The 12,802-nt window shown below is 37.9% G+C and carries 11 protein-coding genes; 6 read left to right on the top strand and 5 right to left on the bottom strand.

The features are described from left to right. Window positions 1-47: 47 nt before the first annotated feature. Together fumC and ACN1CD_RS03005 are read right to left on the bottom strand one after the other, a co-directional pair. On the bottom strand, window positions 48-1,445 hold the full coding sequence (fumC, locus tag ACN1CD_RS03010) for a class II fumarate hydratase (protein ID WP_419128764.1): 1,398 nt from the start codon (window positions 1,443-1,445) through the stop codon (window positions 48-50). 678 nt (window positions 1,446-2,123) lie between these two features. After that, window positions 2,124-2,339 carry an addiction module protein gene (locus ACN1CD_RS03005; RefSeq protein WP_419128763.1) on the bottom strand — a complete coding sequence of 72 codons (216 nt, stop codon included), beginning with the start codon at window positions 2,337-2,339 and terminating at the stop codon, window positions 2,124-2,126. A 150-nt stretch (window positions 2,340-2,489) separates the two neighbouring features. Between ACN1CD_RS03005 and hisS the strand changes: the two genes are divergently transcribed. Continuing rightward, window positions 2,490-3,881, top strand: a complete 1,392-nt coding sequence (gene hisS, locus ACN1CD_RS03000; RefSeq protein WP_419128762.1) for a histidine--tRNA ligase — start codon at window positions 2,490-2,492, stop codon at window positions 3,879-3,881. Between the two features lie 161 nt (window positions 3,882-4,042). Here the strand turns inward: hisS and ACN1CD_RS02995 are convergent, their stop codons facing one another. Then, window positions 4,043-4,774, bottom strand: coding sequence for a class I SAM-dependent methyltransferase (locus tag ACN1CD_RS02995; RefSeq protein ID WP_419128761.1), 732 nt, complete (start codon window positions 4,772-4,774; stop codon window positions 4,043-4,045). A 177-nt stretch (window positions 4,775-4,951) separates the two neighbouring features. Here ACN1CD_RS02995 and ACN1CD_RS02990 point away from each other — a divergent pair, with 177 nt between their 5' ends. From ACN1CD_RS02990 to ACN1CD_RS02970, 5 genes are all read left to right on the top strand, one after another. Further along, window positions 4,952-6,259 carry an MFS transporter gene (locus ACN1CD_RS02990; RefSeq protein ID WP_419128760.1) on the top strand — a complete coding sequence of 436 codons (1,308 nt, stop codon included), beginning with the start codon at window positions 4,952-4,954 and terminating at the stop codon, window positions 6,257-6,259. 211 nt (window positions 6,260-6,470) lie between these two features. Further along, the gene (locus tag ACN1CD_RS02985) at window positions 6,471-7,751 is read left to right on the top strand and encodes a replication-associated recombination protein A (protein ID WP_419128759.1); all 1,281 of its coding nucleotides are present in this window, start codon (window positions 6,471-6,473) and stop codon (window positions 7,749-7,751) included. Between the two features lie 59 nt (window positions 7,752-7,810). Further along, window positions 7,811-9,283 (top strand): DUF5687 family protein, encoded by a 1,473-nt coding sequence (locus tag ACN1CD_RS02980; RefSeq protein WP_419128758.1) that lies wholly within the window; start codon window positions 7,811-7,813, stop codon window positions 9,281-9,283. Between the two features lie 2 nt (window positions 9,284-9,285). Continuing rightward, window positions 9,286-9,978 (top strand): ABC transporter ATP-binding protein, encoded by a 693-nt coding sequence (locus ACN1CD_RS02975; protein ID WP_419128757.1) that lies wholly within the window; start codon window positions 9,286-9,288, stop codon window positions 9,976-9,978. A gap of 174 nt (window positions 9,979-10,152) precedes the next feature. Next, a complete protein-coding gene (locus tag ACN1CD_RS02970; protein ID WP_419128756.1) occupies window positions 10,153-10,830 on the top strand; it encodes an OmpA family protein in 678 nt (225 codons plus the stop codon). A 100-nt stretch (window positions 10,831-10,930) separates the two neighbouring features. Here the strand turns inward: ACN1CD_RS02970 and ACN1CD_RS02965 are convergent, their stop codons facing one another. Both ACN1CD_RS02965 and ACN1CD_RS02960 read right to left on the bottom strand, forming a co-directional pair. Then, entirely contained in the window at window positions 10,931-11,179 is a 249-nt protein-coding gene (locus tag ACN1CD_RS02965; protein ID WP_419128755.1) for a DUF6814 family protein, read from the bottom strand. Between the two features lie 2 nt (window positions 11,180-11,181). Then, on the bottom strand, window positions 11,182-12,702 hold the full coding sequence (locus ACN1CD_RS02960; protein WP_419128754.1) for an MFS transporter: 1,521 nt from the start codon (window positions 12,700-12,702) through the stop codon (window positions 11,182-11,184). Window positions 12,703-12,802: the final 100 nt, after the last annotated feature.

Raw genomic sequence — 12,802 nt, 5'->3', positions numbered from 1 at the left:
AAAAGCAGGCCTAAAAGCTCTTTTTGAAATCTTTCAGGCCCGAAATGTTATTTTAAACTTCCAACCATATCTTCCGGACGAACCCACTCATCGAATTGTTCGTTGGTTAATAAGCCTAATTCTACAGCAGCTGCTTTCAAAGTTTTATTTTCTTTATGTGCTTTCTTTGCGATTTTAGCAGCATTTTCATAACCTACATGTGGATTTAAAGCCGTTACCAACATCAAAGAGTTTTGTAAATGCTTTTCAATCTCTGGTAAGTTTGCCGTAATTCCAGCTGCACATTTATCTGTGAATGATACGCAGGCATCACCAATTAAGCGTGCCGATTGTAATACATTCGCCGCGATTAAAGGTTTAAAAACATTCAATTCGAAATGACCAGACATGCCACCTATAGAAACGGCTACATCATTACCAATCACCTGGGCACATACCATTGTCAATGCCTCTGGCTGTGTTGGATTAACTTTCCCTGGCATAATAGATGAACCTGGCTCGTTATCAGGAATTACAATTTCTCCAATTCCACAACGTGGACCAGAACTTAACATACGTACATCGTTCGCAACCTTCATTAATGCAACTGCCGTACGTTTTAAAGCACCAGAAAGTTCAACCATAGCATCATGAGCAGCCAAAGCTTCAAATTTGTTAGGCGCGGTAACAAAAGGCAAGCCTGTTAAATCAGCAATTTTTTTCGCTACCAAAACATCATAACCTTTTGGCGTATTTAAACCTGTACCAACCGCAGTACCACCCAAAGCCAATTCTGCAACCATTACCAAAGCATTTTTAATTGCCCTGATGCTGTTATCGATTTGTTGTACATAACCAGAAAATTCTTGTCCCAATGTTAATGGGGTTGCATCCATAAAGTGGGTACGACCAGTTTTAACAATTGAAGAAAATTTTTCCACTTTCTGAGCCAAAGCATTACGCAGTTTTTCTAAACCAGGAATGGTATTCTCAACGGTCAGTTTATAAGCCGCAATGTGCATTGCAGTTGGGTAAGTATCATTAGATGACTGCGATTTATTCACATCATCATTCGGGTGAAGCACTTTTTTATCATCAGCCAATGCACCACCGTTAATTACGTGTGCACGGTTTGCAATTACTTCATTGCCGTTCATATTGCTCTGTGTACCAGAACCAGTTTGCCAGATTACCAGAGGAAACTGATCATCTAAATCACCAGCAATAATTTCATCGCAAGCTTTCGCAATCAACTCAGCCTTTTCAGCGGTAAGCACACCAAGTTCTGTGTTGGCCAAAGCGGCAGCCTTTTTCAAATAGCCAAAAGCATGAATAATTTCTTTAGGCATCGAACCTTCAGGCCCGATTTTAAAATTATTGCGTGAGCGTTCGGTTTGTGCACCCCAGTATTTGTCGGCAGGTACCTGTACCTCGCCCATGGTATCGTGTTCTATTCTGAAACTCATTATATTTTTGATTTTTGTTGTCGCAAATTTAAGTTTTTTGCCTATAAAGCAAGGTATTATATTCGTTATTTCCTACGGGATGATTTTACAGATTTTTCCTGCGGGATGATGAATGGATTTCCTTCGGGATGATTACATAGATTGAAGGATTACACAGATTATTTTGGAAAGCTACTGTAGTGATTTTTAGGCTGGGTTCGGTCCCGCTGATTCGCTCAAATCTTTTTGTGAGGGTAATGTTGAACCTGTCGAGACAAAGCAACAAAAAGTATTTCCGCTACCATCAGGTTTAGGTAATTAAGGCAGAAGTACTTTGGAACGGTTTTTTAGCAAGTGTTTCATTTAACCTTTTGTCTATTTCAAGGGTAAAACACTTCAATTATTTTGTTCGTTTTCTCCACCGTTTTGGACTTAAGCTGTAATGAAAAACAGCTACAATAAAAATTTTATCATCTCGTAAATAAAAATGTATTCCATACGGAAAAACAGTCATTGGAACTATTCTTATTTTCTTTGAATATCTAATCTCGAAATTTTCAGGCCCTTCTGTTAGGTACTTCAATCTCGCATTTAAGTCGTATTCAAATCTTTTAGATAGTTTAGCCGAAATTTCATCATACCACTCTAAAATCTCGATAACATCAGCTAACGCATCTTCACTTATTTCTAAGGTATAAATCAATATTTTCTTTGATTAAGTTTATTTTGAAACTCAGAAAATGTAAAAAATTTGGTTTCTCCTTTTTCAATTTTCTCTAAACGTTCTTCAACAATATGTTGTTGTGCCGTGGTAACTTTATAACTATGATCAAATAAACTGGATTGCAAAAGGTTAATAACAGCCAGTTTCTCATTATCGTTTAGGCTTAATAATTCTTCTTCTTTAATCATCATAATCAAATATACAAAATGCAGTCCAAAATTTTATAAAGGATTTTTCTATTTATTTGACTTATAACCAGAATAAATCTCTTAATCGTTCACTACTAAATTTCGGTGTCCGCTGTGGTTAATTAAACCCCACATTTTTGTACTTTTGCGGCTATGTCAGTTATTAAACCCTCATTAGCAAAAGGTACCCGCGATTTTACACCTGTAGAAATGGTGAAACGCAATTTTATCTATGATACCATTAAAACGGTTTTCAAAAAATACGGCTACGCAGAAATTCAAACACCCAGTTTTGAAAACCTTTCTACCTTAACTGGCAAATATGGCGATGAAGGCGACAAACTGATTTTCAAAATTTTGAATAGTGGAGAATATTTAAAGGACCCTAAAAAGAAAGCTTTCGATTTCTCTGAAGAAGAGAACAGCAATAAACTTATTCCCCTTATTTCCGAAAAAGCACTTCGTTACGATTTAACGGTACCCTTCGCCCGTTACGTGGTGATGCACCAACATGAGATTACTTTACCTTTTAAGCGTTTCCAGGTTCAGCCGGTGTGGCGTGCAGACAGACCCCAAAAGGGAAGGTATCGCGAATTTTATCAGTGCGATGTCGATGTTGTCGGTTCTGAAAGCTTGTTAAACGAAGCTGAATTTATCCTGATTTACAATGAAGCGCTGGCTAAATTGGGTTTAAAAGATTTCACTGTCAAAATTAATAATAGAAAAATTCTATCAGGCATCGCCGAGATTATAGGTAAACCTGATTTAATTATAGACATGACAGTTGCCATCGACAAACTCGATAAGATTGGTTTGGATGGCGTGAGTAAAGAATTGTTAGAACGAGGCTTCACGGAAGATGATTTAGAAAAACTTCGTCCGGTGATTTTATTAGAAGGAAGCAACGAAGAAAAACTAGCAAGCTTAAAAGAAGTTCTTGCCACTTCTGAAACTGGTTTAAAAGGCATTGCTGAAATTGAAACCGTTTTCGCATATGTAGAAAGCCTCATTTCTTATGGCTTACCACTAACCGCTAAACTAGAATTGGATATTACTTTAGCGCGTGGATTAAATTATTACACTGGTTGTATTTTCGAAGTAAAAACCAATGAAGTAGCCATGGGCAGCATTGGTGGCGGTGGCCGTTATGACGATTTAACAGGTATGTTTGGCTTAAAAGATTTAACCGGAGTTGGTGTTTCTTTTGGTGCAGATCGTATTTATGATGTTTTAGAAGAATTAAATCTTTTTCCGGCATCTGCAGAAATCGGTACAAAAGTTTTAATCAGCAACTTCGATGCGGAAGCTGAAAAATATGCTTTACCCATATTACAACAATTCAGAAACGCCGGCATTTCGGCTGAATTATATCCATCTTCAGCGAAGCTTAAAAAGCAAATGGCCTACGCCGATGCAAAGAAAATCCCTTATGTAATTTTAATTGGTGGCGATGAAATTGCCAGCGGCGAATTGACATTAAAAGATATGCACAGCGGCGAGCAGAAAAAGCTTACCATGTTGGGGATTTTGGATTTATTGAAATAAGGGTTTTAACCGCAAAGTGCGCTAAGTTATCGCAAAGAAACGCAAAGCTATGGGTACAAATTTGTGTTCTGTGGTTAAATTAACCATCCAACTTTGCGCTTCTTTGCGTTGTTCCTTCTTTACTTTGCGGTTAAATTAACTATCCGACTTTGCGGTTAAACCTACTTCCCCACCCGCAATAAAATAGGAAAACGCACCTCCTTCTCCGCATCATCCCCCCAGGCTTCCTTCAATTCTGTAAAAAGATATTCCAATGGGTTTCTTTCATTCGCTTTCTTATAATGCTGCAAAGAAGACCAAGTATTTAAATAACCAATCATCTGGTTGAAATTCCACGTCGTCTTGATTTGAAAATGAGGCGCGCTCACCTCCTCAAAAGGAAAAGGAATGGTTTTATATCCTTCTTCTATATATCGGCGTTCACTATCCCAATACTTACCTAAAATATCTTCATATAATTTATGGATTATTTTATCTACCTTTTTATCAATTAGCATCAGGCTGTAACCAATCACGGCAATAACCCCATCTGGTTTCAAAGTACGCTTAACTTCAGCATAAAAAGCTTCGAAGTTAAACCAGTGAATGGCTTGTGCCACCGTAATCAAATCAAAACTTTCATCTGGAACATCAGCCCGATCTGAAGATTCAACCTTGTATAAAATATTTGGTAACTTAAGCGCCTGACTAAGCTGTTTCTCACTAATATCAGTGGCATAAACATTTTGAAAATGCTGAGCCAGGATCCTTGCAACCTGGCCATTTCCAGTTGCACAATCCCATGCAGCATCTTTTTCATTTACCAATGTAAATAGAAAATCATATAACTCCTGAGGATAAGTTGGACGGTAAATGGCATATTCGGCCGACTGGGTAGAAAAGTTATCTTTCATATCTTAAGGATTGAATTTTGAATGAGTAAATGTTGAATGAGTGAATAATTGAATGTCTGAATTTTCAGTATCTTCTTGCAAATCTGTTATTCTCAAACTATATTACAATTAATACCAAAATAAACAAAAGGGTTAGACTTGTGTTTAATCTCGAATTAAGAAACTTCACATTCGCCCATGAAAAAAACCTCCAAAGAACTTCAGTCGGCTGAAAGTGCTGACATGAAATACAGGCTAAAATCGATCTTTGGCGGATCTGTGGGAAACCTGGTTGAATGGTACGATTGGTATACTTATTCGGCATTCGCCTTATATTTTTCTGACGCATTTTTCCCAAACAGCAATCCTACCGCACAGCTTTTAAACACTGCCGGAATCTTTGCCGTTGGGTTCTTAATGCGGCCAATTGGCGGCTGGCTTTTTGGAAGTATTGCTGATAAAATGGGTCGTAAAAAGTCTATGACGCTATCAGTGCTGATTATGGCGATAGGTTCTTTAATTATCGGATTAACACCTGGCTATAAGCAAATTGGCATTGCAGCTCCCATACTTCTGGTTATTGCCAGACTTATCCAAGGCTTAAGCACTGGTGGCGAATATGGAACTTCTGCTACTTATTTAAGTGAAATGGCAACGAAAAAACGTCGTGGCTTTTTTTCAAGCTTCCAGTACGTTACCTTAATTGGGGGACAATTATTAGCATTAGGCATCCAATTGATCCTGCAAAACTGGTTACTCACTGCTGAAGAATTACACAAATGGGGCTGGAGAATCCCGTTTTTTATCGGTGCCGTTCTTTCTTTTATCGCACTCTATCTTAGAATGCATATCGACGAAACAGCTGCCTTCAAAACTAAAGATGCTGAAGAGAAGAAAAGCGGCATCGCGGTTTTAATGAAATATCCAAAAGAAGTTTTTACAGTGGTAGGGTTAACACTGGGTGGTACAATCGCATTTTATACGTTCAGCACATACATGCAAAAATTCCTGGTTAACACCGTACACTTAAGCAAAGAAACCTCTACTACCCTTTCATTTATTTCGTTGCTGATCTTTGCTATTTTACAGCCACTATTCGGATTATTATCTGATCGTATCGGAAGAAAACCGCTATTAATTGGTTTTGGTGTATTAGGGACAATTTTTACCGTACCGATATTAACAGGTCTTGCCAACGAAACCAATACTACCATAATTTTTTTATTAATGATTGCAGCCCTGATCATTGTAAGTGGCTACACCAGTATTAATGCTGTAGTAAAAGCAGAACTTTTTCCGGCAGAAATCAGGGCACTTGGTGTTGGATTACCATATGCACTAACCGTAGCTATTTTTGGAGGAACAGCAGAATATCTGGCACTTTGGTTTAAAAACATTGGCCACGAAAATTACTTTTATTGGTACGTTACCGGCTGTATCTTAATCTCATTAATTTTATATACCACGATGAAGGATACTAAACATCATTCAAAAATTGAGGAATAGCCAGGATTAAACGGATGATGGGATTTCAAGATTAAGCAGGATAAGTCATTTGTGTAAAATTCGCACTTATTTCACTATTCGATTATTAAAGAAGAACAAAGCTTTTCGCGGATTAATTTAAATGCTGATGACGGATTAAAATCTGGTTTCTACAATAAAGTGTTGGCAATAATCTGATTACTAAATAACCATTTTTTCTATATTTACCATTATGCAAAATCAAGCCCCATTAGCCGAAAGAATGCGTCCGCAAAACCTTGACGAATATGTGGGGCAAAAACATTTAGTAGGTACAGGTGCCGTTTTACGCAAGGCGATAGAGAGCAGTCAATTGCCTTCGATGATTTTCTGGGGACCTCCAGGGGTTGGAAAAACCACACTGGCCTATATTATTTCTCAGGCGCTGGATCGTCCGTTTTTTAATTTAAGTGCCATCAATAGTGGTGTGAAAGACATCAGGGAGGTGATAGATAAAGCAGCTGCACTGAAAGATAGTTTTTTAGGTTTACCCATTTTATTTATTGATGAGATTCATCGATTTAGCAAATCACAGCAAGATAGCTTGCTGGGTGCTGTAGAACGTGGCTTGGTAACGTTAATCGGCGCTACCACAGAAAACCCATCTTTTGAGGTGATATCCGCTTTACTTTCCAGGTGCCAGGTTTACATTTTAAAATCCTTAACAGAAGAAGAGTTATCTGGTTTATTGCATACTGCGATTAAAAAAGATGTCATCCTTGCTCAAAAGAAAATAGAAATTAAGGAACATGAAGCCCTTATCCGCCTTTCTGGTGGAGATGCCAGAAAGCTTTTAAATGTACTTGAAATTGCAATTAATGGCATCGGCGGAGACATAATCGCCCTCACTAACGATAACGTTTTAGCCCATGCGCAGCAAAATTTAGCATTATATGATAAGGCGGGCGAGCAACATTACGACATCATTTCTGCTTTTATAAAATCGATCCGCGGTAGCGACCCGAATGCCGCCGTTTATTGGTTAGCCAGGATGATTGAGGGAGGAGAAGATCCTTTATTTATTGCCAGGCGATTGCTGATCTTATCCTCAGAAGATATTGGAAACGCCAACCCAAATGCGCTACTTTTGGCTAACAATTGTTTCACCGCAGTAAATGTAATTGGTTATCCTGAAGCCAGAATTATTTTGTCGCAATGTGTAACTTACCTGGCCAGTTCACCAAAAAGCAATGCCTCTTACGAAGCTATTAATCATGCGCAAGCTTTGGTAAAGCAAACGGGAAATTTGCCTGTTCCACTGCATATTCGCAATGCCCCAACCAAACTGATGAAGAATATTGGCTATGGAAAAGATTACAAATATTCGCACGGCTACGAGGGAAATTTCGAAGCGCAGGAATATTTTCCGGATGAGTTAAGCGGGACAAAACTATATGATCCAGGAAAAAATGCAGCCGAAGAAAAACTGAGAGAAAAACTCCGGCAAAACTGGAAAGATAAATACAACTATTAGTGTAACATTTTAAAACGAAGCGTTACTAATAGATTAAATTACCTAATACCTAAACTTATATGCTCAGTACTTTCTTAAGCCATCAAAAGAAATCTTTTTGGCGTTCGCGAAACCGTGGTGGCAGCATCGCCGCCCAAATTGTGTTAGGCTTTTTTATGCTTTATTTTTTAGTTGTTGCCGGTATGGTGGGTTTCGGAATGACCGTGCTTCTCCCTAAAGTTTTTCCAGACCATGATGCAATAACCAGTTTTAATGGTATTATTCTTTATTATTTTGCCTTCGATTTTCTTATGCGTTTGCAGCTTCAGGAGTTGCCAACCCTGAGCATCATCCCTTACCTCCACCTGAAGATCTCAAAAAGTAAAATAGTAGATTTTTTAAACATCAAGGCCCTTTTTTCAGCATTCAACCTTTGGCCATTTCTGTTATTTCTTCCTTTTTGTTTCATTACCATATCGAAACAATACGGTGCTTTAGTCATTTTGGCTTATATCGTGAGCATTTTTTCCTTAATGCTTTTCAACAATTACCTTATTCTGTTCATTAAAAGAAAATCGATTTCAAATATCCTGTTTACGCTTGGTGGTTTGGTAGTGGTTTCAGCTTTTATCGCACTGGAATATTTTAAAGTGATATCCATAATAGCTGGTTCTGATGTGATATTTAAAGCCATCACTAAACAACCCCTGCTTGCCTTGGTATTCCCGCCCCTCACCTATCTGATCTATAGAATAAACGCGACGTTTTTACGCAAGAATCTTTATGTGGAAGAATTAAGTGCTAAACAGGAGAAAAAAGTGAGTACTGATTATCCATTTTTTAACCGCTTTGGTAGAGTTGGCGAACTTGCAGCATTAGAGTTGAAGTTAATCATCAGGCATAAACGCCCACGAAATACAGTTTTAATGGGAACCATTATCCTGGCTTACGGTTTTCTTTTTTACAAACCACAAGTATTGCAAACGAATTCCTTTGGAATGATGTTATTCGCAGCCGTATTTATGACGGGCATGTCGATTATCAGTTATGGGCAATTCATGTTCGCCTGGCAGAGCGCTCACTTTGACGGCTTATTGAGCAAAAAAATTGATTTTAAAGATTTCATCAAGGCCAAATTCCTACTCTTTACCATTGCATCTACTATCCTCACCATTGCGGCAAGCTTTTACTGCTTCATTGATGCAAAATTACTCCTGCTTCATCTGGTGGCCTACTTATATAATATCGGCTTTACTACCGTGATGGTATTAATTTTAGCTACTTACAATTATAAAAGAATTGATGTATCACGAAGTGCAAGTTTTAACTGGCAAGGCATGGGTGCAACACAGTGGATCTCCATTTTCCCCTTTATAATTCTTCCTTTATTAATCTATTGGGCATTTAACCTGTTCCATCTTCCTTATGTGGGCTTGGCAGCTGTAGGTCTATTTGGATTAGTGATGCTCCTGATGCGCGGTTTCTGGGTAAATTTTATTGTAAAAAGATTCGAACAACAACGTTATAAAATAGCCGAAGGCTTTAGAGAATAATTATGATTTTAGAAGTTAAAAATTTAAAGAAGGTTTATGGCGACAAAACTGTTGTAAACATTGAAAATATTCAGATTGAACAAGGTGAAACTGTTGGATTGGTTGGAAATAACGGTGCCGGAAAAACAACTTTCTTCCGCATGTTACTGGATTTAATCAGACCATCTGATGGAGAAATTTTATCCAAAAATGAAAATGTTGCGCAGGGCGATAACTGGAAAAGCTATACCGCATCTTTTTTAGATGAAGGTTTTCTGATTGATTACCTTACTCCTGAAGAATATTTCACATTCATCGGCAGTTTAAGTAACCTCAGCATTGCAGATGTGAGCGCCTATTTAACACAATATGGCGAGTTCTTTAATAATGAAATACTAAATAGCGAAAAGTATATTCGCGATTTTAGTAAGGGTAACCAGGTGAAAGTAGGCATCGCCGCCGCATTAATGCAAAAACCAGAAATCTTAATTCTAGATGAGCCCTTTGCCAACCTGGATCCAACAACACAGATTCGTTTAAAAAACTTACTAAAAGCGCAAGCAGGCAGCATGACCACTTTTATTTCAAGTCATGATTTAAATCACGTGACCGATGTATGCAACAGAATTATCTTGGTTGAAAAAGGACAAGTGATCAAAGATTTTAAAACAGACGAGAACACCTTAAAGGAACTGGAAAGCTACTTCTCTGCATAATTTTTGTACTAAGAATGATACAACATGAAAAGGTAGAATATTGATTTTGCTTCTAATAGAATACGAAATTATTCTTTTTGGCATTAATTAATATAAATGCAGATAAAATTTATCCAATTCATTTTTTGGCATCGTGTTTGAATATGAAGGAATAGAATTTAAATATAAATAATCATGAGTATCTCAAAAGTAAGAATAGCAACACTAAGTATAGGATTAGCAGTAGGATCAATCGCATTTCAAAGCTGTGATAGTTTAACTAAAACACAAAAAGGTGCAGGTATTGGTGCTGCAGCTGGTGGTGTAGTTGGCGCATTAATTGGAAAAAAAGCGGGTAATACAGCAGTTGGTGCATTAATCGGTGGCGCTATTGGCGGTACTGCTGGTGCTTTCATCGGTCGTAGAATGGACAGACAGGCTGCTGAAATTCAAAAAGCTATCCCTAACGCTGAGGTGATTCGTGAAGGAGAAGGTATCATTGTTAAATTTGATAGTGGTATTTTATTCGATTTCGATAAAACAGCATTAAAAGATGCAGCAAAAACAAATGTTCAGAGCTTAGCTTCATCATTAAACCAATATCCTGATACTGATATTAAAATTATCGGTCATACAGATAGTAAAGGTACAGAAACTTACAACATGGGTTTATCTGAAAGAAGAGCAGCAGCAGTTAAGGCTTATGCCGTTTCTCAAGGTGTTCCATCATCAAGATTAGTAACCATTGGTAAAGGTTTTTCTGAGCCAATTGCTGATAACGAAACTGATGCAGGTCGTGCGGCAAACCGTCGTGTAGAAATTGTTATCGTTGCAAACGATGCATTGAAAGACACAGCTAAAAAACAAGGATAATATACGCAATTACCCTCTACCTATGAGGTCATCATATATCCACCCCGATACATTTTGTATCGGGGTTTTTAGTTTATATAAACATTTCCATATCTGTGGATCAATCTGAAGAATGATCTGCTAGCTGATCATATTCACCCTTCCAGGCATAAAAACCAAAAATCATTAAGCCAATACTGATTGGGAAGAATATAAACAGGATAATTGCCCATTGCAAAATGGTATTTGTTCTTTCGATTTCGCTGTGTGCCAATCCTACTTTATCTATTGCCTGGGTAATTAAAAAAGCCATCGACAACGGACCAAGAACCATCCAAACTATTCCTAAAATTTTCTTAAACGCATTCATAATTAATCGCTAATGTTTTCGTCTTTTTTATTCGATAAATAAATCGTTCCGATAATTAAACTCAGAGTTGCAATTCCAATTGGATACCATAAACCAGAAAGTGGCGTAGCGCCTGCAAAACTGGCAATTAAAGTGGCTATAAATGGTACCAGCCCACCAAATACACCATTGCCGATATGGTATGGTAGCGACATGGAAGTGTACCTGATCTTGGTTGGAAACAGCTCTACCAGAAAGGCAGCAATCGGACCATAAACCATGGTAACCAGTAAAATCTGGAAGAAAATTAAACCAACAAATTTCCAGAATAAAGGCGTAGGCAGAACCTTATCTTTTATAACTTCCTTCCCGGATAAAATCCCTGATTTTTGTGAAATCGTATCTACCTGAAATTTATTAAACGAAGCACCACTTTTCAAAATCACCTGAGTAGTAGAAATATAAAGACTATCTGGAGTGCCCGATAAAGCTTCGTGTTTTACGATTGGCTTGGCATATACCGCTCCTGCTAAATCCATTTTTGTGGTATCCGTATCATCCAAAAAGGCCTGGTAAATAGGTCTATAGAAAACGATCCCTAAAAGCATTCCGGCTAACATAATCCATTTTCGACCAACCCGATCACTCCAGGCACCAAAAATTACAAAAAATGGGGTTGCAAAGGCAATTCCCCAAAGCAAGATATACCTTGAATCATTAAAATCTAGCCTGCAAGTGTTTTCCAGAAAAGATTGCGCATAAAATTGCCCGGTGTACCAAATCACACCCTGCCCCATTGTTGCCCCAAATAAAGCCAGTAAAACCATTTTGAAATTGGCTTTGTTATTGAAACTTTCCTTTAATGGATTTTTCGAAACATTCCCTTCTGCTTTCAGCTTGGAGAACATAGGAGATTCATGCATTTTCATGCGGATGTAAATCGAAACTACTACCAAAAGAATAGAGAGCAGAAACGGGATTCGCCATCCCCAATCGGCAAAGGTATCTGCACCCAGAACATTTTTAGTGATTACGATAACGCCTAACGAAAGAAATAACCCCAATGTTGCTGTCGTTTGAATCCAGCTCGTGAAAAATCCCCGCCTATTTTTTGGTGCATGTTCTGCAACGTAAGTTGCTGCTCCTCCGTATTCTCCACCAAGTGCCAAACCTTGTACTAGTCTCAATATCAAAACTAAAATTGGTGCCGCATAGCCAATACTTTTATAAGATGGGATTAAACCAATTAAAAAAGTAGAACCACCCATTAATACGAGGGTAAGCAAGAAAGTATATTTCCGGCCAATTAAGTCACCCAATCGCCCAAAGACCAATGCGCCGAACGGACGAACGATAAAGCCCGCAGCAAAAATAGCAAGCGTATTAATTAAGGCAGAGGCACCTGCATCTTCCGGAAAGAGTTGGTGACCTATGATTACAGCTAAACTGCCAAAAATGTAAAAATCGTACCATTCGATTAGTGTGCCCAATGAAGATGCACCAATAACTTTGAAAATGTTATTCTTGGGTAACGTTTCGCTCATAGCATTCAGAATATTTGGTTTTCGAATATAAACATTTGAGTGCTAAAAAAAATTAAATAGTGATTTAAATTCTTCCCGGTAAACATTTTGGATTCTGTTT

Origin of the sequence: Pedobacter sp. N23S346 (assembly GCF_048515415.1) — a bacterium.
Taxonomy (GTDB): Bacteria; Bacteroidota; Bacteroidia; order Sphingobacteriales; family Sphingobacteriaceae; genus Pedobacter.
Note: the sequence above shows the minus strand (reverse complement) of the source record. Positions and strands in the feature narration are given on the sequence as shown.